The organism is Thioclava sp. F28-4 (assembly GCF_002020045.1).
GTDB lineage: Bacteria > Pseudomonadota > Alphaproteobacteria > Rhodobacterales > Rhodobacteraceae > Thioclava > Thioclava sediminum.
The window spans coordinates 1-22,517 of the sequence record NZ_MPZQ01000023.1 but is presented as its reverse complement, the minus strand read 5'-3'; the positions used below and the strand labels follow the sequence as shown (position 1 = coordinate 22,517).

21 protein-coding genes are annotated in these 22,517 nt (G+C 61.3%); 7 read left to right on the top strand and 14 right to left on the bottom strand.

Annotated elements, in window-relative coordinates; all coding sequences use genetic code 11:
• Nucleotides 1-740 (top strand): ISKra4 family transposase (locus BMI87_RS20800; protein WP_146681712.1); only part of this gene is annotated, 740 nt, incomplete at its 5' end.
• Nucleotides 741-1,073: 333 nt separating this feature from the next.
• On the opposite strand, the gene BMI87_RS20795 is transcribed toward BMI87_RS20800, so the two are convergent.
• Genes BMI87_RS20795 through BMI87_RS20785 form a run of 3 tightly spaced genes read right to left on the bottom strand, consistent with a single transcriptional unit; the run spans nt 1,074 to nt 4,222 of the window.
• Nucleotides 1,074-2,624 (bottom strand): DHA2 family efflux MFS transporter permease subunit, encoded by a 1,551-nt coding sequence (locus BMI87_RS20795; RefSeq protein ID WP_246832762.1) that lies wholly within the window; start codon nt 2,622-2,624, stop codon nt 1,074-1,076.
• Complete coding sequence (locus tag BMI87_RS20790) at nt 2,611-3,774, bottom strand: HlyD family secretion protein (protein ID WP_246832761.1); 1,164 nt, start codon at nt 3,772-3,774, stop codon at nt 2,611-2,613. The genes BMI87_RS20795 and BMI87_RS20790 overlap by 14 nt, the downstream gene beginning before the upstream one ends.
• The gene (locus tag BMI87_RS20785; RefSeq protein WP_078523401.1) at nt 3,767-4,222 is read right to left on the bottom strand and encodes a MarR family transcriptional regulator; all 456 of its coding nucleotides are present in this window, start codon (nt 4,220-4,222) and stop codon (nt 3,767-3,769) included. The genes BMI87_RS20790 and BMI87_RS20785 overlap by 8 nt, the downstream gene beginning before the upstream one ends.
• 96 nt (nt 4,223-4,318) lie before the next feature.
• Here BMI87_RS20785 and BMI87_RS20780 point away from each other — a divergent pair, with 96 nt between their 5' ends.
• Nucleotides 4,319-4,777, top strand: coding sequence for a universal stress protein (locus BMI87_RS20780; RefSeq protein ID WP_078523400.1), 459 nt, complete (start codon nt 4,319-4,321; stop codon nt 4,775-4,777).
• A 31-nt stretch (nt 4,778-4,808) separates the two neighbouring features.
• On the opposite strand, the gene BMI87_RS20775 is transcribed toward BMI87_RS20780, so the two are convergent.
• The 7 genes from BMI87_RS20775 to BMI87_RS20750 form a co-directional block, all read right to left on the bottom strand.
• Entirely contained in the window at nt 4,809-5,912 is a 1,104-nt protein-coding gene (locus BMI87_RS20775; protein ID WP_078523399.1) for an ABC transporter permease, read from the bottom strand.
• 3 nt (nt 5,913-5,915) lie between these two features.
• On the bottom strand, nt 5,916-8,657 hold the full coding sequence (gene rbbA, locus BMI87_RS20770; protein WP_078523398.1) for a ribosome-associated ATPase/putative transporter RbbA: 2,742 nt from the start codon (nt 8,655-8,657) through the stop codon (nt 5,916-5,918).
• A complete protein-coding gene (locus BMI87_RS20765) occupies nt 8,654-9,682 on the bottom strand; it encodes an HlyD family secretion protein (protein ID WP_246832760.1) in 1,029 nt (342 codons plus the stop codon). The genes rbbA and BMI87_RS20765 overlap by 4 nt, the downstream gene beginning before the upstream one ends.
• A 308-nt stretch (nt 9,683-9,990) precedes the next feature.
• A complete protein-coding gene (locus tag BMI87_RS22635; RefSeq protein WP_168175260.1) occupies nt 9,991-10,155 on the bottom strand; it encodes a hypothetical protein in 165 nt (54 codons plus the stop codon).
• A gap of 111 nt (nt 10,156-10,266) precedes the next feature.
• A complete protein-coding gene (locus BMI87_RS20760; protein ID WP_256376249.1) occupies nt 10,267-11,352 on the bottom strand; it encodes an IS110 family transposase in 1,086 nt (361 codons plus the stop codon).
• A gap of 398 nt (nt 11,353-11,750) precedes the next feature.
• Nucleotides 11,751-12,959, bottom strand: a complete 1,209-nt coding sequence (locus BMI87_RS20755; RefSeq protein WP_078523396.1) for a patatin-like phospholipase family protein — start codon at nt 12,957-12,959, stop codon at nt 11,751-11,753.
• Nucleotides 12,960-13,046: 87 nt separating this feature from the next.
• Nucleotides 13,047-13,379: a dioxygenase gene (locus tag BMI87_RS20750; protein ID WP_210402503.1), complete on the bottom strand. Its 333-nt coding sequence runs from the start codon at nt 13,377-13,379 to the stop codon at nt 13,047-13,049.
• Between the two features lie 154 nt (nt 13,380-13,533).
• Between BMI87_RS20750 and BMI87_RS20745 the strand changes: the two genes are divergently transcribed.
• The 5 genes from BMI87_RS20745 to BMI87_RS20725 all read left to right on the top strand — a co-directional run bounded on the left by BMI87_RS20745 (nt 13,534) and on the right by BMI87_RS20725 (nt 19,500).
• Complete coding sequence (locus tag BMI87_RS20745) at nt 13,534-13,857, top strand: helix-turn-helix domain-containing protein (protein WP_017468888.1); 324 nt, start codon at nt 13,534-13,536, stop codon at nt 13,855-13,857.
• A 100-nt stretch (nt 13,858-13,957) separates the two neighbouring features.
• Nucleotides 13,958-14,557 carry a TetR/AcrR family transcriptional regulator gene (locus BMI87_RS20740; RefSeq protein ID WP_037373859.1) on the top strand — a complete coding sequence of 200 codons (600 nt, stop codon included), beginning with the start codon at nt 13,958-13,960 and terminating at the stop codon, nt 14,555-14,557.
• 138 nt (nt 14,558-14,695) lie between these two features.
• Nucleotides 14,696-15,250 (top strand): TetR family transcriptional regulator, encoded by a 555-nt coding sequence (locus BMI87_RS20735; protein WP_246832759.1) that lies wholly within the window; start codon nt 14,696-14,698, stop codon nt 15,248-15,250.
• A complete protein-coding gene (locus BMI87_RS20730; protein ID WP_078523394.1) occupies nt 15,237-16,385 on the top strand; it encodes an efflux RND transporter periplasmic adaptor subunit in 1,149 nt (382 codons plus the stop codon). The genes BMI87_RS20735 and BMI87_RS20730 overlap by 14 nt, the downstream gene beginning before the upstream one ends.
• 34 nt (nt 16,386-16,419) lie before the next feature.
• Nucleotides 16,420-19,500, top strand: a complete 3,081-nt coding sequence (locus BMI87_RS20725) for an efflux RND transporter permease subunit (protein WP_078523393.1) — start codon at nt 16,420-16,422, stop codon at nt 19,498-19,500.
• Between the two features lie 33 nt (nt 19,501-19,533).
• Here the strand turns inward: BMI87_RS20725 and BMI87_RS20720 are convergent, their stop codons facing one another.
• The 4 genes from BMI87_RS20720 to BMI87_RS20705 form a co-directional block, all read right to left on the bottom strand.
• Nucleotides 19,534-20,589: an FAD-dependent oxidoreductase gene (locus BMI87_RS20720; protein ID WP_078523392.1), complete on the bottom strand. Its 1,056-nt coding sequence runs from the start codon at nt 20,587-20,589 to the stop codon at nt 19,534-19,536.
• Between the two features lie 41 nt (nt 20,590-20,630).
• The gene (locus tag BMI87_RS20715; protein ID WP_078523391.1) at nt 20,631-21,299 is read right to left on the bottom strand and encodes a cupin domain-containing protein; all 669 of its coding nucleotides are present in this window, start codon (nt 21,297-21,299) and stop codon (nt 20,631-20,633) included.
• Between the two features lie 125 nt (nt 21,300-21,424).
• The gene (locus BMI87_RS20710) at nt 21,425-21,781 is read right to left on the bottom strand and encodes a MarR family winged helix-turn-helix transcriptional regulator (protein WP_146681713.1); all 357 of its coding nucleotides are present in this window, start codon (nt 21,779-21,781) and stop codon (nt 21,425-21,427) included.
• The coding region (locus tag BMI87_RS20705) for an ISKra4 family transposase (protein ID WP_146681712.1) at nt 21,778-22,517 on the bottom strand (740 nt) is incomplete at its 5' end. The genes BMI87_RS20705 and BMI87_RS20710, both read right to left, overlap by 4 nt.

The following is a 22,517-nucleotide window of genomic DNA, read 5'->3' as shown; positions in this document are numbered from 1 at the left end:
GACCGGAGTATCAGCAGCGACACCTGGATCTTGTGGTCGGTAAGATTGAAAGTCGCAATATGTGCCGACGATTTGGCTTGGTCGCCAATGCGACGGCATCGCCAGGCAGCCGGATGCGAGAAGAGCTGTCAGACTTTGGATGGAAGCCGGGCCGTCTGTTGACGGTAATCTCTGATGGCGAGCTTGCTCTCCCGAACCTCATACGGAATGCCATGGGTGGCGACGGCCAGGTGAAGCATATCCTCGACTGGTGGCACATCTCGATGCGTATTCGACATGTCGAGGCCGCCGTTCAGGGTCTGGTCCAGATACCGGGATTCACTGGAATTCCGGTGCTGTTCCAGCGCCCCGCGAAAAGCCTTCGCTGGTGGCTGTGGCATGGCAGAGCACGGGTCGCGGAAACTTATCTGAAAGGGCTCATGCACGATTGCACCCGCCTTGCGGAAGAACCTTTGGCTGTCCGCACCGCTGCCGCTCGTCTGCAGGCCCGATGCGAGACACTGTACACCTATCTCGCGAACAACATGGAATCCCTTGTCGACTATGGCCGACGGTACCGTAACGGGCTGCCCATCTCGTCATCTCGTGCCGAAGGATCAGTCGATGACATTGCCAATGCCCGCATGGGAAAGCGCAGAAGGATGCGGTGGTCGCCCAAAGGGGCTCACCGAGTAGCCGTCACAAGGGCCGCAGTTCTCGATGGTCGGCTGACCGTCGCAAACAGAAAACGCGCCGCATGACCCCCATGTCTTGTCCACTCCCCCAAACGCGTCCCGTCTCAGATTAAAGGGCAACGCGACAGCAGACCTTCTCGCAGGCGCGTCACGCGTCAGAAACACATCAAATCAATGGGCCGGAACCGCCGCATACGGAGAGCTTATCGGGGCATCACCAGGTGAGAGCGGCGATGTGACAGCATATCGTGCCGCGCTCCCTGCTGACGACATGATGGTGGCAGTATGGTGACGGGGGGTTTGGTGACGAGACGGCACAACCAGCCTGGCACAACTCTCGTCGGTAGAAAGCCTGGGAAGTGCCACAGGCCCGGTCGGTTCGCCAGGCGACAATGCCATCTAGGTAGCAGAGGAAGGGACGCGCCACATGAACCAGGTCGGGATCAGCGCGAGCAGGAATATGCTGCATACGATAAGGAAGCCGTCCTGGAAGGCTGCGTTCGAGGACTGAATCATCACGGTCTGACCCAGGAACGATGCCGCGGCGGGCATGAGTTGGGTGTCGGGCAGTCCCGCAGCGTGCATGAGGCCTGCAACCTCGCGCAAGAGTTCCATCGTCGTGGCGTTGTCGCTGGTCTGGGTCGCGGCAAAGGCATCCGCGTGCATGATCGTGCGCCGCTCGATAAACACGGTCAGAAGGTTCACCCCGAAGGCGCCGCCAAGTTGCCGGATGAAGTTGGATGCGCCCGAGCCCTGGCCGAGAAGGTGCGGTGGCAGAACCTTCAGCGCGCCCGACGAAATAGCGGGAAACACGAGACCCAGCCCCACGCGCGAAAGGACCGTCCACCAGGCGAGTGTCCAGAAGGCCGTATGGACATTTGCGGCCGCCATTAGCCAGGAGGATCCGGCAAAGACCGCCATGCCGAGGGCGATCATAATCGGAGCAGGCACCTTGTCGGACAATCGTCCCGCGATGGGAAAGACCAGCAGCATCGCAAAGCCCGAGGGCATCAGAAGAAGGCCAGCCTGCGTCGGCGTCATCCCCTGGATCTGCTGCACGAAGACCGGAAGCAGATAGGTAGACCCGAACAACCCCGCCCCCATGATGAAGGCAACGACCGAGGCCGAGGAGAAGGCGAAATTCGCGTAGAGCCGCATGTCGAGCATGGGTTTGTCTGTATGCAACTCCCAAGCCACGAAAGCGAAGGCCGAAACCGCGGAGATCGTGAAACCCGACAGGATAATGTTGGACTCCCATCCAAGCCGCTGCGCGTTCGACAGCGTGCTGAGCAGTACGGCAAGCAAGACCGACAGGATCGCCACCCCGACAAAGTCGAACGCCGGAATCGGCCCGCTTTCTTCCCTGCTGGGCAGGAACAGGTTCGACATAACGATGGCGACGCCAGCGAAGGGCAGGCCCAGGTAGAAGACGAAGCGCCAGTCGAAGGCATCCATGAGCACGCCACCAATCCAGGGACCCAGAGCCGGAGCCAGCACGACGCCAACGCCATAGATCCCCATGGCCGCGCCACGCTTCTCGGGCGGAAAGACCTTGAACAGCATGATCATGGCAAGCGGCTGCACGATGCCCGCCGCCGCCCCCTGCACCACGCGGGCCAGCGTCAGAACGGTCTCGTTCGGCGCGAGACCCCCAATAACCGATCCCGCTAGGAACACGCCCATCGCGGTGTTCATCGTCAGCCGCATCCCGAAGGCACGGTTGGCCCAGTCGGCCAGCAGCATCGTGGCGGTCATGGCCGCAAGAAAGCCGGTCGAGATCCATTGGGCCTGCACCGCGCTGATGCCGAAAGCCCCCATGACCGCCGGGATGGCGACGTTCACGATCGTCGTGGACAACACAACCGAGATGGTCGCGACCATGATCGAGCCCGTCGCCATCCACTTGTAGGCGGGGCCGTAACGCTCGAAATACCGGTCAACCTGTGACATCGACATAAACCTCGACCATCATCCCGGGCCTGAATTCGGTGTCGGTGGCGTCGATCGACACACGGATCGGCAGGCGCTGCGTCACTTTCGTGAAATTGCCCGAGGGGTTGGGGCTGGGCAGAAGCGCAAGCTGGCTAGTGGCCACCCCGCCCATCCCGATCACCTCGCCCTCGAAGGTCCGGCCCGGAAAGGCGTCGACGGTGATGCTTGCGCGCGACCCGACGTGAATTTTGCCGAAGTCGGTCTCCTTGACATTTGCGTCGATCCAGACGTCATCCGGCGCGTGATACATCGCGATGCGCGTGCCCGGTGTCACATATTCGCCGACATCGACAAAGGTCCCATCAACGATGCCGTCGAACTGGGCCGTGATCGTGCGGTGCGCGAGGTCGATTTCCTTCAGGCTGCGGTCGGCCTCGATGCCGGCACGTCCGGCAAGAACGGACGCAGTCTGGGACTCCAGCACATTCATCTGCTCGCCGTCGGCCTCGACGATCGCCAGGCTGGCGCGCGCGCTTTCGATTTCCGCGAAAGCAGCACGCTCCTGCTGGGCGGCGGTGTCCAGTGCCGCCTGGGACTCGTCGAGGGCTTGTTGCGACGTGATGTTCTGCTCGGCAAGCTTGATCGCCCTCTCGTGACGGGTCCGGGCGTTCGTCAATACGGCGAGCGATGCCTCATGGTTTGCATCTGCGGCAGCTATCCCGGCCAGGGCCGCGTCCCGCCGGGCAGAGATCTGCTTTTCGAGCAGCACCTTGCGTGCCCGAAGCTCGGCCAGCTGCGCATCGGTTGCGGCAAGTCTCGACAGGACGGCATCGAGCTGCGGCTGCGCAGATGTGCGGTCGATTGCGGCGACAAGATCGCCTTTTGCGACAGTGTCCCCCACCAGAACCGGCATCGCCGTCACCCGTCCGGCGACCTCGCTGGATACGGTGACGACCTTGGCCGCGATCCGGGCATCGTTGATATGCACCTGGGTGAACCGCGCGGCTAGCCACGGGGCGGCCAGCCAGACGGCAACGGCAACCAGCGCGCCGATCACGATCAGTCTGGTCCATCTTGTGCGGCTGCGCCTTCGCGGGGGCGCCGGCTTGTCCGGGGCAGCCTCGTCCGCAACGGCTGCGCCCGCCTTTATGTCATCCATTTTAACCATCGCTCAAAATCTCCAATCTGTCCGCGATGCGGCTCAGTACTTTTGTTGCGATACGCAAATCTTGCCGGGAAATTCCTTCAAGAATTTTTGCCCGGCTGGCCGCCGAAATATCTTCCATTCTGACGATCAAAGGGCTCGCAGCCTCGGTCAGGTGGAGCGTCTTGGCCCGCCTGTCCCTGGCCGAAGGTCGGCGTTCGACCAAACCTGCGCCTTCAAGCCCGTCCAGCAGGCGGACCAGCGTTGCCGCTTCAATCCCCAGGGTGCGCGCCAGTTCGACCTGCGTCACCTCTTCGTTGCGCGAAAGTTCGAACAGCACGCTCCACCTTGCCTGGGACAGGTCGAGATCGCGAAACCGGAGGTCAAGATACCGCCTCCACATGCGTGCTGCCGCCGCCATGGAACGTGCGAAAGCCTCCAGAGACTCGGTCTTGTCGGAATCGGACTGCATCGTTTTAGCTTTTCATTAGCTTGCAAATAGTTGCAAGCCTAATTATTATGACATCACTTATCTTGCAAGTGCTATTCCTGCCCCGGAGACCTGCCGATGTACGCCAAGATCCTGCTGTGTTACGACGGCTCGCGCGAAGGGCGACTGGCACTGCGCGAGGGAGCGCGGCTGGCGCAGATCACAGGTGCTGATGTGATCCTTCTGGCGGTGGTCGAGACGGGCGCAGCCAATGCGCTGGCGCAGGGTGCAGATGCGGGCGCGCTGGCCCACCAGCAAGCCGATTTCGAGGAGATCCTCGACGAAGGCCATCAAAGACTTTCCGCCATGGGGCTGGCACCCAAGGTCCGCATGGAGTTTGGCGATCCCGTCGCGAAAATTACCCAAGTTGCGACCGAAATTGGGGCCGATCTGGTCGTCGTCGGGCATCACCAGCAAGGCATCTGGACGCGCTGGATGAGCCGGTCGGTCGCGGCCGGGTTGGGGGACTCGCTAAAATGTAGCCTTCTTCTCGCACAAAAACTCGTTGAGGATTCAGAGCTTTTCGGCAACGGCTGAAGAGGTATGGCCAGGAAGCGGCTACGCCGCGTTACCGCAGGAAGCTGCGGAATCGTCGCAAGGCAAAGGCGAACATCGCCAATCCGATCACCACCAGCGCCAGCAGTTGCGGCCAGACCACCGCCAGCCCCGCGCCACGAAACAACACCGCCTGCGCAAGCGCGATGAAATGGGTGTTGGGCGCCGCCAGCATGACGTATTGCACCACCTCTGGCATTGATTCCCGCGGGGTCATCCCACCCGACAGGATTTCCAGCGGCAGCAGCACCAGAAGCAGTAGCATGGCGAATTGCGGCATCGAACCCGAGATCGTTGCCAGGAGAATTCCCAGCGACGTGGTGGCGAACAGGTGCAGAGCCGCGCCCACCAGGAATAGCGTCACCGATCCTGCCACCGGCACTCCCAGAACCCCCTGCACCATGAAGGTCAGCGACAGCCCTGCCGCCACCAGCACCACGCCGCCCATGCTGAGCACCTTGCTGGTCATGATCTCGACCGCGCTGACCGGCATGACCAGCAGGTGCTCGACCGTGCCATGCTCACGCTCCCGGATCAGCGCGGCCCCCGACAGGATGATCGACAACATGGTCACGGCGCTGATCACCGCCGTCAGAGCGCCGAACCAGCCCGGGTCCAGTGCCGGATTGAAACGGGCGCGCAACGCAAGATCGACCGGCGCCACGGCCTCCTGCCCGGTCCAGCCGGTGATTTCCTGATCGACGATCGCCTGGACATAGCCCGCGCCGGTAAAGGCCTGACTGACCCGTGTCGCATCGACGTTGAGTTGCAACTCGGGGCGTGCGCCCGCCACGAGGTCGCTCTGGAAATCTGGTGGGATGACCAGCGAGAACGTATCAATGCCGGCATCCATGCGCGCATCCATCTCGGCCATGTCGATCTGATCGGGTGTCACGAAATAGGGCGGCAGGAACGCATCCGCAATCCGCCGGGACAGGGGCGAGGCATCCTCATCCACGATGCTGATCGTGGCGCGGTTCAGCGTCTCGGGCATGGCGGTGGCGTGGGAGTAGATGTCAAGGGTGAAGGCATAGAACACCAGCGCCAGAAGCAGCGGATCGCGCAACAGGCCGCGAAGTTCCTTGACCGCAAGGGAGAGCACATGCCGGGGTCGCATCGCTCAGGCCTCCTGCTTGCGCACGAAGAACGCCCCGAGCGCAACAAGCACCGGCAGCAGCAGAAGCATCGGCAGGAAGGATGCGGCCAGATCGCCGAAGTCCAGCGCCTTGGCAAAGACCCCGCGCGAGATCGTGACAAAATGGCTGGTCGGGAACACCTCGCCGATCACGCGCCCCATGCCTTCCAGCGACGAGACCGGGTCGATGATGCCGCCATACTGCGTGGCCGGGATCAGGGTGGCCAGCGCGGTAAAGAACAGCGCCGCGACCTGGCTGCGGGTAAAGGCCGAGATCAGTAGGCCCAGCCCCGTGGACAGGATGACATAGACCAGCGCCCCGGCCGAAAGCGCCAGAAGGCTGCCCTTGACCGGCACTCCGAAGACAAAGACCGCCAGCGCCAGCAGCAGCAGGAAATTGACAAAGCCTAGGACGATGTAGGGCACCTGCTTGCCCAACAGGAATTCCAGCCGCAGGGCCGGGGTGACATAGAGGTTCACGATAGAGCCTGTCTCTTTCTCGCGCGCGACGGACAGGACGGCGAGCATCGCCGGGATCAGCATCAGCAGGAGCGGGATCACTGCGGGCACCATTGCCGCTAGGCTTTCGACATCGGGGTTATAGCGATAGCGCATTTCCAGGCTGTAGCTGCCGGCGACCGCCTCATCGCCATAGACTTGGCGCAGCTGATCGGTCAACCAGTGAATGTGCATTCCCTGGACATAGCCGCGCACCGTGTCCGCACGCATCGGCATGGCGCCATCGAACCAGGCCCCGATCTCAACAGGGCGTCCGCGTTCGACGTCTGCCGCGAAACCCGGCGGGATTTCCAGCGCCAGGCTGATTTCGCCCGCGCGCATCCGTTGGTCGATGTCGGCATGGTCGATAAGCGGCGGCTGTTCGTCGAAATAGCGCGACCCGGCCAGATCGTTGACATAGGATTGGCTGGCGATGGTCTGATCAAAGTCGAGCACCGCGAACTTGAGATCCTCGACATCCATCGAAATGCCGTATCCCAGCACGATCATCAGGATCACGCTACCGACGCTTGCCAGTGTCAGGCGAATTGGATCGCGGCGCAGTTCCAGCGACTCGCGCCAGGAAAAACTCAGCAGCCGGGCAAGGCTGAACCGGCCGCGTCGCCGCTGTGGCGCGGATGAACCCTCGGCACCGAGTTCCACCCGATCCGTGGCCACAGGCGCGCCGCTCTCGCCTTGCGCCCGTTCAAGGTGATGGATGAAGGCATCGTTCAGCGTCGCCGCGCCGGCACCTTCGCGGATGGCTTCGGGCGTGTCGCTGACAAGCACGCGGCCTTCGTGCATCAGCGAAATCCTGTCGCAGCGCGTGGCCTCGGACATGTAGTGGGTAGAGATGAAGATCGTCACACCGTCCTTTCGGGACAGGTCCACGAGCGCCTGCCAGAAGATGTCGCGCGCCACCGGATCGACGCCCGAAGTCGGCTCGTCGAGGATCAGAACCTCCGGGCGGTGAATCAGCGCCACGGCCAGCGACAGCCTCTGACGGAGTCCCAGCGGCAGTCGCAGTGGCAAGCTGTCGAGAACCTCCTCAAGATCGAACCGTTGCGCAAGTTCGGCGATCCGCGGCGCGATCTCGTCGGGTGCCATATCGAAAAGCCGCGCGTGAAGATCGAGGTTCTGACGAACCGTCAGTTCGGAATACAGCGAGAAGGATTGCGTCATGTAACCGATGCGCTTGCGCGTGGCCATGTCGCGTGCATCGACCGTTCGGCCGTCGATCCGCGTGGTTCCTTCGGCAGGTTCCACCAGCCCGGTCAACGCCTTCATCGTCGTCGTCTTGCCGCATCCGTTTGACCCGAGAAAGCCGAATATCTCGCCTTTCCCGATGCGAAAGCTCACGTTCTTGACCGCTTCGAAGTCACCGAACCGGACGGTCAGGTTTTCGGCTTCGACGATGTAGCCATCGCGAGCCGCGGGGTCACGTGGCGGGACGGTCAGCTCGTGGTGCCGGGCGCGCATTTCCGCGGGAAGAAGTGCTATGAAAGCCTCGTCAAGGTTGGCAGCACCGGTGCGGTTCAGTATCTCTTCGGGGCTGCCAGCGGCAAGCACGCTGCCGTTATCCATGGCGACCAGGTGATCGAACTCGGCCGCTTCCTCCAGATAGGCACTGGCGACGATCAGGCTCATGTCCGGTCGCATCGCGCGGAGACGCGCGATCAGAGCCCAGAATTCACGCCGCGACAGCGGATCGACGCCCGTTGTCGGCTCGTCCAGGATCAGCAGATCGGGGTCGTGGATCAGCGCGCAGCATAGGCCCAGCTTCTGTTTCATGCCGCCCGAGAGCTTGGCCGCCGGGCGGTCGGCAAAGGGCGCGAGACCGGTCGCCTCCAGCAGTTCGGCGATCCGCTTGTCGCGCTGGTCTCGGCCCTCGCCGAAAAGCCGGCCGAAGAAATCCACGTTCTCTCGCACCGAGAGCGTGGGATAAAGATTGCGCCCAAGCCCCTGCGGCATATAGGCGATCCGTGGGCAAATTCGGGCACGGTGCCCGGCGCGGCGCATGTCGCCGCCCAGCACGTCAAGCCGCCCCGTCTGTATCTTCCTTGCCCCGGCGATCAGCGCCAGGAAACTCGATTTGCCGACGCCATCAGGTCCGATCAGACCGACAATGCAGCCCGCCGGCAGGTCGATCGAAACTGCATCAAGTGCCCGGACCTTGCCATATTGAAGCAAGAGCCCCTCTGCCCGCACCACGGGTCCGGAGGCCGTCATTCCAGCACCCTGCCGTCAGCGGCCTCCGGCCAGGGCAGCGCGGGGTCCAGCCGAACCCAGGCGACGCCGGGCAGACCCGTCTTGATGTAATCAAGGTATTTCTCCAGAAGTTCCGGCGCGATCCGAGCGCGGACCCGGAACATCAGCTTCTCGCGTTCGACCTCGGTCTCGACCGTTTTCGGAGTGAATTGTGCCACGTCCGACACGAAGGAGACCTCGGCGGGAATGACGATACCCGGTGCCGCGTCCAGGATCAGGCGGGCCTCGGTCCCCAGCCCGGCACGCCCCGCCGTGGCGGTTTGCAGGAAAAACGTCATGTACACGTCGTTGAGATCGATCATGTTGATCACGCGTCCGCCTGCGCCTATGACTTCGCCCGCCCGTGCAACGATGTACTGCACCCGCCCTGGCCGGGGAGCTTTCAGTGTGCTGTCCTCGATCTCGACATCGATCGCTTCGATCGTCGCCGTTGCCGCCGCCACCGCCGCTTCGGCTCCGACCACTGCCGCTTCAGCCGCGGACACGCCGATCCGCGCCGCCGCAAGCCGCGCCTCGGCCGAGGCGACCGCGGCCTCGGCTCCAAGCGCGTTCGACCGGTCGATATCGAGTTGGCGCTCGGACGCGATGCTGTTTCCCGCCAGCGCCTTCGAACGGTCGAACTGGCGCTGCGCGGCATCAAGGGCCGATTTCTGCTGCGCCAGAACCGCCTCGGCCGCGCGCACTTCGGCCTGACGCTGCTGAATCATGAGCCGCGCATTCTCGACGGCGATTTCGGCACGGCGCAGTTCCGCCTCCGCCTGGTGGCGGTTGGCTTTCAGCTGACGCGTATCAAGCGCGGCCAGCGGTTGCCCCGCCTCGACAAGCTCGCCCTCCCGAACCAGAATCGTTTCAATCCGTCCGGGGAGCTTCGAGGCCACATCGATCTCGACCGCTTCGACGCGCCCGTTCCCGCGCGCGAACCCCTCAGGAACCGCGCCATCGCCGTTGCCCTGCCAGACCAGGAAGCCCAATACGGTCGCGGCCACGACAATCGTTGTGAAGAGAAGGTATCTGGTGTTTTTCATGCTGTGCTCGATTGCTGCTACGGGCCGGAAGTCGTGAAATTTTCAAACGATCACTTCACCATTTGACTTTCTGCACCTGATCTTGGAAGTGCGTCGATCAGCGCTGTTTGAGTGGTCGAACCCATCTTGCCTTTCGGCGTCGCATTGGGACTTGCCCATGCTCGGATCGCGAACACTGTCTGACGGATTGACGACTTTTTGCGTGTTACCTGACGAAACCGGACATCTCATTCCAATCTTCGAATGTTCCATGTTTCTTAACAGGTTTCCTAAGGGCTCGGCAATGCGGCGCGGTTTCCCACCGCTGCCATCTCTGGCATCGATACCCGCGGTGTCATCCCCACCCACAGGATTTCCAGCGGCAGCAGCATAAACAGCAGCAGGGCGAATTGCGGAATCGAGCCCGAAATCGTTGCCTTGATAATGCGGATCATCGTCGAGGCGACATTCTAGAACGGAACCTGAGAACGCCCAGAATGGTCGTAGTCCGGGCCGCATTTCAGGCTAAGTAGCGCCTACAAGAAAGCCGCTGCGTAATGGGTAAGTCAAGCTGCTTTTCTGTTTGGACCGAACGCCTCGCGCCTTTGCAGCATGGTCCACAGGACATTGACGCGGCGGCGTGCGAGGGCGATGAGCGCTTGGGTGTGGTGTTTTCCCTCTTGACGCTTGCGGTCGTAGAAGGCTTTGGACAGCGGGTCCTTTTGGGTCACGGCGCAGAACGCGCTTTGGTAGAAAACCCGCTTGGGCGCCTTGTCACCACCATAGGCTCGCCGCCATCCCGCACATTTCCCTGATTGGCGTTGGATTGGCGGCAGTCCGGCCATCGCTGCAAGCGCGTCCGCCGAGGAGAAGCGCCCGATGTTGCCGAGCGCAGCCAGAAACTCTGCCGTCAGCACCACCCCCATTCCCAGCAACGAACTGATGAGGGCGCCGTCAGGGTGGTCGCTGAGAATGCTCTCGAGGTCTTTTTCGATACGGGCGATCTTTTGTCGGGCTTCAAGGGCTTCCGCTGCCAGTTCGCGGATCAACTCAGCTGTGGCCGCTTCGCCGGGAACGATGATGGTTTGCTCCCTGGCGCAGTCCAGGGCACACTGGGCCAGAGCCGCGCTGCCATGCAGGTGCGGCATTTTCTTCAGATGCGCCACAATCCTCGCCTGTCCGGCGCGCCGGATCTCGGTCGGCGTGACATAGCGGGTGAACAGCGCCAGCGGCACCTTGCAGCAAAGGTCGAATGTCTGTTCTAGGCCGGGGTGAATGCCGCACAGTAGCCCCCGGATGCGGGAGATCCGGCGCACCTGGTCCTGCAGGAGATCGCGCCTGCGCCCCACCTTGTGGCGCAGCGCGACGCGCGTGTCGGCCTTCGGCGATCTGGTCAACAGGCGGCTGGCCAGAACCGGGCGCAGCTCACGCGTACGCACCAGTTCCGCGATGTTACGGGCATCGCGGGGAACGGACTTGCGTTCGCCTCCGGCAAAGCCTTGTCCCGCCCGGTTCACGGCAATGCCCGGGGTGTGCACCAATGCAAACCCCGCCTGCGTCGTCGATACCAACCGCCCAATGCACGACCTTGGCCGCGTCAATTCCAATACATATCGCCATCTCCCACCCTCTTCAGTGCCTGCTCCGCGCATACCCCGTCGCGCCTGCATCGCCTTACAAAGCCATCGAGGGCATCGCGTAATCAGTGGTTATTCAGGGGCGGCAGCGAGGGTGGCACAGCGACCTGAGCCATCAAGGACAGCCAGCATAACAACCATGCCCTTGCCACCTGCGTACCAACAGCTTCGCACCGTCGATAACGCAGTGAAAAGGGGTAAGGCCGCATGACCCCCAAGTTCTGCCCTTTGCTTCTCGGTCTTACGGGCAACGCAACACCGGACGACCGGCAGAACCGTGTGCGAGTTACCGCTTTCGCGGTACAGACTGGTCTGATCTGTCGTATACTATTGTCGTGCGCGCTTTCCGGCGCGCGTAAATCCGGTTCTTCGCCGCCTTTCGTCCCGCGTGGCGCGCCATTGGTGGCAAGGTTCTAGCCCGCGCTTGCAAGTATGGTCCGGGTCGTCAGGGTAGGCGGAACCCGTGACCAGGCCGCCCCGTCGCGTGCCCGTGAGAAACCCTCGGCGTACAGGCGGCGCATATATGTCGTATCGAACTCGAATGACTCCACATCCTCGGGTACCGGCGTTTCGATCGAGGTGACGTTGAAGCCGATATCTGCGTCGCGGGCGAAATCATAGGTCGCGTTGACCTGGCCCCGCGCCTGATATTTCAGAAGGGTCGAGACCGAGCGCGCCGCGATTGCGCCGGGATTTTCTTCCACCAGATCGAATCCGGGCTCAAGACGGAGGTTCATCAACATATGGATGTCGGTGAGGGCTGTCTTTGCCGCACGTTTCCCCCGGAATGAAACCATCGCCGCCTCGGGCAGGGTGAAAATATGCGAGATCAAGGCCCCGTCGCCGTGCATTTCCTCGAACGGTCGGCCAGCGGCGGTCTGACCTGAAATCCGGATCGGCGGGAATGCACCGGGTATCGCGGCCGAGGCTAACAGAACATCCTCGAACATCGTCGCCGCGCGCGGATCGCCACTGGCCGCGATCGCGCCCATATTCCAGATGATTCCGACCTGCGAATCCAAATCCGTGGTCAGTACGAACAGGCGCCTGCCGCGACGGTGCTCGGCGGCAATGGCAGCGAGCAGGTCGGGTGTCACAAAAAATGCAACGAGGCGGCGCAACGGTTGCCGGTCGAAAAGTGCCCCGCGCGTCAGCGCCTCCAGGAGCGAAGGGCGTCCGCCGATTCCCTCGGCCACACCGCTGGTATAGAGATTGCGCAGGGTGTCATCCTGATCGGGACCGAGAAAGGCCAAAGGCGCGATCAGCGCGCCGGTGCTGACACCACTGATGACCGAGAATGTCGGACGGGTTCCCGCCGCGGTCCAGCCCGCTAGTACGCCTGCCCCAAAGGCACCTTCGGCACCGCCGCCGGACAGCGCCAGATAATGCGACCGATGTCCGTCCCGGAACCGCGGTGCGTAAGCGACGGGATAATCTTCCGCAGGTGCATCGGTCCTGACGCGGTAGTCGGCACCCAGAAGCCGGGTCGAAACCCCGTCATCCGGGCGGTAGGGGATGCGGGGAGACGCGGTGCAAGCGCCGACCACGCCGGAGCCGAGCAGGATCATCGCACCCCGTCTTGAAATCAGGCCGTGTCGGCCCGCAACAATGTCATCATTCATGCACGGTTCTCCACTTTCGAAACCTGCTGAGGCACGTGATCGATTAGCTACTCCCCAATCATTGGACAGTTTCGGGTGTGACTTAAGCTACTCTCTGCCCCTGCTGATCGGGTTGGTTGATATCATTTCTCTGCCAATACACCAGCGCCGGTGGCTTGCCGGCCAGGTTAGCTGATATGTATGTGGCGGAAAGCCGTTGTAGTCAAACAGGAAGGCCGGTGCGGGATTGGACTGGACGGGAAACTCACGTTCCTCCCAGTGACCCGAGATCACCAGCAGCGCTTTCGGCTTCGTCGGCAGGTTGGCGGGCAAGGTCTCCAGAAACTCGCGGTGCTTATCCCAGGTATCAGGTGGATCGCATTCCATGAAAAAGCACGGGCCGCCCCCATGAGGAATGAAAAGAGTTGGCATGCGGGTCATGTCTGTCTGTCCCTCTGGGTTTGCAGGACACCTCCGGGTGCCGTTTGACCACTACGGAATATTTGATCAATGGTGCATATTAAAGTAGGTACGGAAAAGTAACCAGTCTTCAGAAGCGTGGATGCCTATGCCCAAGACCCCACCTCAGTGCCCGATGGATTCGATCCTGCGTCTGCTCATGGGGCCGTGGACGACCTATATCATCTGGGTCCTGAGCGATCAGGGGCCGCAAAGATTCGGTGCGCTGAAACGTGCCGTGCCCGGAATATCGACCCGCATGCTGACCGAACGCCTGCGGATGCTTCAGAGCGCCGGAGTCATCTGGCGCGAACAGGCGGAGACAATTCCGCCCGCGGTCACCTATGGCTTGACGCCGCGTGGCAACGACCTGCGAGGCGTTCTGGACACACTGGGACATATCGCGGAACGATGGAAGGATGAGGGTGTCTTTGCAGACGATGAATTGAGGGCTGTTTGAATGTGCCAACTCGACAAATGCGCGAGTGCGCAAGCTTTGAGGAAGGCAAGACATGTGACACAACGCGTTCGATATCACGGTTTGGCATCAGGTGATTGGCATGAGGCAAAGTAAAATTGCCGATGTGCTGAGCGGAGCCAAGGTGGTCTTTCTGAGGTGTGGCTTCGAAGGAGCCAACGTCGATGTGATTGCCGAGGAATCCAAGGTGTCTAAGGCGACGCTTTACGCTCACTTCCCCAGCAAAAACATGCTCTTTCTGAGCGTTGTGCAGGCTGAATGTGACAGGCTTTCGGCCGAGATTTCCCGGCCGCTTTCAAGCGGCGACGAACCGCGAGTTGTTCTGGAAGAACTCTCGCGACGCATGATCGGGCTGGTCATGGATAATGACTACATTCGCCTTTTGCGTGCTTGCATCGGCGCGGTTGCGGTACTGCCCGAGGCGGGCGAAATATATATGGAAGCGGGTCCCAGACGGGCCACCAGAATTGTCGGGCAAGTCCTTCAAGGCCTCCATGAGGCGGGGTCATTGAAAGTGCACGACGCTCAAAGCGCCGCAAGTCAGTTTATCCATCTGTCTGTTTCCGGCGTCATCATGCCGCGAATGTTAGCCGTCGACCAGCCGATCGATGCGGTGGAGCATTCCAAGAGGGCGGTTGACGCGTTTCTAGAGATATATTCAGCGGTTATTAGCTTGGAGTGAAGGAGCCAACTACCCGCTTGCAGATGCCAACATGGAGGCTGCGGTATCCCTGCTCAGAGCAAATCTGACCGAACGCTTGACGCAGGTGCCTATGCAGTCTACCCGTCGCCTGAACTTAACCGACCGGACGGTACAGAGATGACGATGCGGAAGCACTCGGTGGAACCAAGAAACGCGTCTCTGAAAATTCTCGAGGCGGCGCGCGCGCTCGCCGCGCGTGAGGGCGCTGGAAAGATAACGATCGAGGCGGTCGCAAAGGAGGCGGGCCTCAGCAACGGCGGCGTGCTCTACAACTTTTCGACGAAGAAGGCTTTGCTTTCCGGCCTGTTGGATCAGATGCTTGTCGCGCACCGGCAACTCCTCGAAAAAGTCCCGGAGCGGTACCCATCGCGCACTCTGCGTGGGCATCTCGAAACAGTCCTGCAATCGCAAGACTTGGATGATGATCTGTCAATGGCGATACTCGCGGCTTCTGCATCGGATCCGCGGCTGCTCGATCCGCTGCGGACTGAACTGACTTGTGACCTTGAGCGTATCCTGTCCGATGCGAAGCGCTCTCCGGATGCCATGATTGCGGTCCTGGCGATCCAGGGGCTGCGGTTCCAAATGCTTCTGAACCTTCCGGATGGCGGCGCGGATATTAGAGAAGGCGTCATCGAACGGCTAAGGACAATAATCGATGAACTCGAATAGTAAGAGCCGAAATTGGAAGCGGATCGCTTCAGTCATTGTGCTGGTGACTACGGCGGCCTTGGCTGTGCCGTTCCTTCCGGTGGCCGTGACCGATGTATTTGCCCAAACGGAAATGTATGGCGGCGAATCCGATGCCGACGCGCCCGAAGCACCGCAATATAATCGACCGGTCACGGTCGAAGTGACCCGTGCGCTCAGCCGCGTCATCAATCAATCCCGCGCGGTTGCCGGTCGTGTCGAACCCGCCCGCACAGTGGACATCGCGTTTCAGGTGCCGGGGCAGATCATCTCGCTTTACGTCGAGCCGGGCGACAAAATTGACGAGGGCGACGTGATTGCGGAACTCGATCAAGCCGATTTCGACCTTGCCGTAGACCGGGCTCAGGCCTCCTTTGACCTTGCGAAATCCGAGTTTGAGCGCGCGAGAAGTCTCGCCGAGCGGGGGGTCGCAGCCGATGCGCGCCTAGATACCGCGCGCGCCCAATTCGCCCAGGCGGACGTAGCACTTCGCGAGGCCAAACGGCGCCTGTCCCAGACAAGGATCGTAGCGCCATTCGACGCGATCGTGGCGCGTACTTTCGTTGAGGAATACATCAACGGTACCTCAGCCGCGCCGATCGCCCGCTTGCAGGATGTCAGTGAGATGCGGATCATGATTTCGCTGCCGGAGGAACTTGCCGCGATTGCGCGTTCGGCGCTCGACGCTTTCGACATCGTTGCGAGTTTTCCCGCAGTGCCGGGCTATACCGCGCCGCTCGTCCTTCGTTCTTTTGCGACCGATGCAGACCCTACGGCGCAGACCTACGACGTCGAATTCGCAATCACGGATGATATTGATCCGCGCCTGCTGCCCGGAATGACGGCGGAGGTGCGCATTTCCAGTTCAGCCGAAGAAGATCGGCCGCAATCGGTCATCGTTCCGGTTTCGGCAGTGGACACGACGAGCCGGACCGAGCCATCCATCTGGGTTTACCAGGAAGCGTCCAACCAGGTCGCGCGGAGGACGGTCCGGTTGGGACTTCCGGTCAATGGCGAAATCATCGTTCTGGAGGGCCTGGAGGGCGACGAGCTGGTCGTGTCCGGCGGCTGGTGGCGGCTCAGGGACAATCTGACAGTGACGGTTTCGGGACGCTGATCCCGTTTCATTTTAGCAGGACCCGGATAGACCCATGGCACTCAGTATCTCACGCGCGAGCATCAGGCGCCCTGTGGCGGTCTGGCTGGCCATCATCTTCTGCCTTGTAGGCGGTTACTGGGGGCTGAACACGGTGGGTCGTCTCGAAGACCCCAGCTTCACGCTCAAGACCGCGCTGGTCTTCGTGCCCTATCCCGGCGCCACGGCCGTAGAGGTCGAAGAAGAGGTCGCCGATGTCGTCGAGAACGCGCTGCAGCAGATGAAGCAGCTCGACCGGGTGGAATCGAAGTCGATGCCGGGCATGGCCCAGATCACCGTCGAGATCGAGATGACCTACGGTCCGGACGAGATCCCGCAGGTCTGGGACGAGATGCGCCGCCGCATCAGCGACGTGGAAGGCGACCTTCCCGCCGGCGCGCGCGCCCCGATCATCAACGACGATTTCGGCGACGTCTATGGCATGTTCTATGCGGTGACGAGCGAAGGCCTGAGTCCCACGGAACAGCGCGATCTGGCCACGACATTGCGGCTCGGGCTGGTCACCGTGGATGGCGTCGCCAAGGTCGAGGTTCAGGGTCTTGCCGAAGAGGTGATCGACATCTCGATCTCGTCATCCCGCCTGACCGAATTGGGCATTCCGCCGAACCAGATCCTGGGCATTCTCGCCGACGAAAACCAGGTGTTCATGAACGGAGAGATTACCGAGGGCCCGGCCCGGATCAGCCTGTCGGTTCCGGCGGGCTATGTCAGCCCCGAAGGGATCGAGGAGCTTCGGCTCGGCGTGCCGGGACAGGTCGGGCAGGTGGCGGTCTACGATATCGCCCATGTGACACGTGAGGAAGCCGAACAGCCCAGCCAGATCATTCGTCAGAACGGAGCTTCGGCCTTCACCCTGGGCGTGTCGGCGCTGACAGACCGGAACGTGGTCGAGGTCGGCAAGGCGGTGTCGGCCCGGCTGGAGCGGATCAAGGCCGGGCTGCCGGAGGGGGTCGAGGTCATTCCGATCTACGAACAGCACGTCGTGGTGGACGAGGCGGTTTCGAGCTTTCTCGTCAGTCTCGGACAGTCGGTCGGTATCGTCATCGCCGCTCTGATGCTGACCATGGGCTGGCGCGCGGGCCTTGTGGTGGGCGCGACGCTCGGGCTGACCGTCTTTTCGACGTTGTTCTTCATGTCGGTCTTTGGCATCGCGATGGAACGGATCAGCCTCGGTGCCCTGATTATCGCCATGGGGATGCTGGTCGATAATGCCATCGTGATTACCGAGGGCATGGTCATCGGTATGGCGCGCGGCAAGTCCGCCGAAGATGCCGCCGCCGAGACGGAAACCGCCACCTCGATCCCGCTGCTCGGCGCGACCGTGATCGGGATCATGGCCTTTTCCGGCATCGGGTTGTCGCCCGACGCAACCGGCGAGTTCCTGTTCTCGCTCTTCGCGGTGATCGCGATCTCGCTGCTGATGAGCTGGGCGCTCGCCGTCTCGGTCACGCCCTATCTCGGCAAGCTGCTGCTGCGGGCGCCGAAAGAGGTCTCCGACGATCCCTACAAGGGCGCGTTCTACGGGATATATCGCAGGTTCCTCTGGATGGCCCTGCGTAGCCGCGTGCTTGTCGTCCTCGTGATCGTGGGCATTACCGTCTGGTCCGTGATGGCCTTCGGGCAGGTCAAGCAGGCCTTTTTCCCCGCATCGAACACGCCGATCTTCTATGTCGAGGTCCAGATGCCGCAAGGCACCGACATCAACGTCACCGACGCCGAGATGAGGCGGCTCGAACAGATGCTCCTGACGGAAGAAAATGTAACGGATGTGACGACGCTTGTGGGGCGTGGCGCGAGCCGTTTCATGCTGACATACAATCCAGAGCAGGCGGATCCCAGCTATGGGCAGCTTATCGTCCGGGTTGCGGACGCCGAGGCGATCCCGGCCATCGCGAGCCGGCTGAACCAGGATCTGCCCGCCGAATTCCCCCACGCTCTGATCCGTGTCGAGGAGATCGTGTTCGGACCGCCGGCCGGTGCCGATGTGGCGGTCCGGTTCTCCGGGCCCGATCCGGTCATCCTGCGTCAGCTCGCGGATGACGCGATGCGGATCTACGAGGATGCCGGGACGATCACCAATCCGCGCACCAATTGGCGCCAGCGAGAGATCCTCGTCGAACCTATTGTCAATGAGTCACGGATGCGTCTGGCGGGCGCAAGTCGTGGAGCAATCGCGGACACCGTCCGCTACGGAACGTCTGGATTACGTGTCGGTGAGTTGCGCGAGGACGACGAGGTGATCCCGATCCATCTCCGCCTCCCTGAGCGTGAACGCGACGGCATTGACCGCCTTCAGGACCTGTCGGTGTGGTCCGACGGGGCAGGGTCCTACGTTCCCATGGCTAACCTCGTGGACCGTTTCGAGACACGCCTTGTCGAGGCGCTCGTTCACAGGCGGGACCGGGAGCGCACCATCACTGCGCTTGGCGGTTCTCGCAGCGACCTGACTGCGGACGAAGCCTTCCGAAGTGTCCGGTCGGATATCGAAGCCATTCCGCTGCCTGAGGGTTACATGATGGAGTGGGGCGGCGAATTCGAAAGCGCCGGAGATGCGCAGGCAAGTCTCGGCAAGCAGCTCCCATTGGGCTTCCTTGTTATGCTGACGATTTCGATATTGATGTTTAACAAGGTCCGCCAACCCCTGATTCTCTGGCTCGTCGTCCCGATGTCTGTGACGGGCATGGTCTTGGGGCTGCTGTTCACGGGCTTGCCCTTCACTTTCACAGCATTGCTTGGGTTCCTGTCACTGTCGGGGATGTTGATGAAGAACGCGATTGTTCTGGTTGAAGAGATCGATCTTCAGCGCGCGGAGGGCGTGCCGGATTACAAGGCGATCATAGATGGGTCGGTCAGCCGTCTGCGCCCTGTGGTGCTTGCCGCTGGCACAACGATTTTTGGCATGATCCCGCTGCTGCCGGATGCATTTTTTGCGTCAATGGCGGTGACAATTATGGGCGGCCTCGCGTTCGCCTCGATTCTGACTTTGATCGCAGTGCCCGTGCTGTATGCGCTGTTTTTCCGGATCAGACCGCCGAAGAAAGACAGCGCTACGTCCGGTGCTGCGGCACCCGCCTAAAGTCAGGCTGGCGCACGGGCGCGCCTACCGCAGTTAGCCTGTCGTGAGAGCAGTGTAGGCTTGATCCGCCGCCTCAAGCGCGCCTTCAAGAAAGCCGCCAAACGTGGGGGCCACTTCGCTGCCGGCAAAGATGAGCGCATTGTCCCAAAGACCGAACAAAGCGCGCGGCAAACCATAATCGGGGTGGGCATAAACGGTCCGCTGGTCAAGATAAGTCGCTGTGAATGGGTCTACAGCCCAGTCCTTGATGTATAGACGCTTTTGATTTTGTGCTTCGGGGCCAAAGAGTCGCACCAATTGCATGCGCACCTGCTCGCGCAGGGCCGCGGTGTCGCGCCTCAAATCTGGCGGGATCCCGATGAAGCCGAAGATGGCATAGGGACCACCCTCAGACGGGCTGGCATCGTGACATTCAACCATCGGGCCAACCCTGCTCATCGCATCGCCCGACAGGCCATTATCACGCCAGAAAGGGCGGTCAAACACAGTAACGACTTTGGCCTGTCCTGCCATCCAGGTCGCAATACCCTCCATCGCAGTCAGGGCGTCTGTGGGCAGCACAGGCTTATAGGAAAACTGCGCTGCAATGCGCGGTGGCAAGGCCAGAACGACCTTTTGTGCCATGATCTGCGCACCCGCGACCGTTTGGGCGGCGACGCCATCGCTCTTTTTTCGCAGCGCGTTGATTGGCGTGGCGCAGATGCGTTTGTCTGACGGAATTTCAAGCAACAGCTTGTCGATGAAGGCTGCGAGACCGCCTTGCAACCGCCATGAGCCTTGCATCGACGCAAAGCCGCGCCCGCGCTGGACATGGCCACGTTCGTCTTCGTACAAAAGTTCGCCTTGATAAAACTGCTCAAACCGTGTGAGCCCAAGACGATCGATCAGCGCCACGATACGGGGTTGGCCGGGCCAGAACCACGAGGGGCCAAGATCAAAGGCGCCCGCATTGCACTGCTCGCTCAGGATACGTCCGCCCCATCTTTCGCGGGCTTCGACAAGCAGAAAATCTTGCCCCTCGGCCGATAGCCGCGCGGCGAGCGCCAGACCTGAAAGCCCGCCACCGATGATAAGGGTCTGCGTTTGCATCGTTCAGATTTCCCTGTGCGCAGTGGTTCGGCCCGTTTTCGTCAAACCTGCGGCGCTTTGGCATAGGGCAGATGCCCTGTTTTCATCCAAAGCGTTGCGCCCTCAGCCCCAGCTGTGGCTGTCAAGGCACTGCCATCAGGCAGACGCAGCCAAGCGTTTTGTCTCAGGGCTTCTCCATTCACCGCTGCGGTCCCGCTGATGACCAATATCTCGGCGCCGCCTGTTGCATCCGATGTCATGGTCGCGCCGCCCTCCAAACTGGAGAACGTCACTGTCTCGCGCATATCGCGGTGCAGGATAGCGGTCGCCACACCATTTTCGGGCGCGCCAAGCTCTGCTTCCATATCTTTGTGAAACTGGGTGCGGTCATCCGTGTCGAACTGCCAGAGTTTGACGAAAATCGTGCAACCCGCATCCGATCCCGGGGTATGAGAGGTCGTTGGCGGATTACGCACATAAGTCCCCGCCGGATAATCGCCATGTTCATCCTGAAAGACACCATCGAGCACGATGAACTCTTCGCCGCCCCCGTGGCTATGCGCTGAAAATTTGCTGCCGGGCGCATAGCGCACGATGGTTGTGGCGCGGGCAACCTCGTCCCCGATCCGGTCGAGCATCCTTCTGTCCACGCCCTTCATGGGCGAGGGTTGCCACTCGAGACTATCGGTGTCCACAACGACCTTCTGAGAAAAATCAGCGTTCAGTTCCATCTGTTTCAATCCTTTTCGTACCCTGCAAAGGGGGCGGTATGTCGTCCAGGTTTTACCCTTGACACCATCTGGTGTTAGTATGGGATCAACCGGGAAAACGCTGCGTCCATGCCTGCTGCAGCGCCTCAATCCGGCAGGCTGTCTTGCGCTCTTGGAGGCGCTTGAGGCAAATCGAACCGAACCGGCCTGGCTTTTTCCACCGCCGAACGGAGGCGTGATATCAGAGCAATCGCTTGACTGGCATCATCATCCGAGATCCCGAGATCTGCGAAATTTTGCGCCACAACCTGATCGGCGGCTTTCACGACCTGGAAGCCATATTCCGTGAGACGTAAAACAATGCGGCGTTCGTCTTCAGCGTCGCGCACCCGCTCGATCACGCCATAGGTCGCCATTTTTTTGGCGAGAGGCGAGACCGTGTTTGGTTCAACACCTACATGTTGCGAGAGCTCAGAAGGGAGTGGACAAGACATGGGGGTCATGCGGCGCGTTTTCTGTTTGCGACGGTCAGCCGACCATCGAGAACTGCGGCCCTTGTGACGGCTACTCGGTGAGCCCCTTTGGGCGACCACCGCATCCTTCTGCGCTTTCCCATGCGGGCATTGGCAATGTCATCGACTGATCCTTCGGCACGAGATGACGAGATGGGCAGCCCGTTACGGTACCGTCGGCCATAGTCGACAAGGGATTCCATGTTGTTCGCGAGATAGGTGTACAGTGTCTCGCATCGGGCCTGCAGACGAGCGGCAGCGGTGCGGACAGCCAAAGGTTCTTCCGCAAGGCGGGTGCAATCGTGCATGAGCCCTTTCAGATAAGTTTCCGCGACCCGTGCTCTGCCATGCCACAGCCACCAGCGAAGGCTTTTCGCGGGGCGCTGGAACAGCACCGGAATTCCAGTGAATCCCGGTATCTGGACCAGACCCTGAACGGCGGCCTCGACATGTCGAATACGCATCGAGATGTGCCACCAGTCGAGGATATGCTTCACCTGGCCGTCGCCACCCATGGCATTCCGTATGAGGTTCGGGAGAGCAAGCTCGCCATCAGAGATTACCGTCAACAGACGGCCCGGCTTCCATCCAAAGTCTGACAGCTCTTCTCGCATCCGGCTGCCTGGCGATGCCGTCGCATTGGCGACCAAGCCAAATCGTCGGCACATATTGCGACTTTCAATCTTACCGACCACAAGATCCAGGTGTCGCTGCTGATACTCCGGTC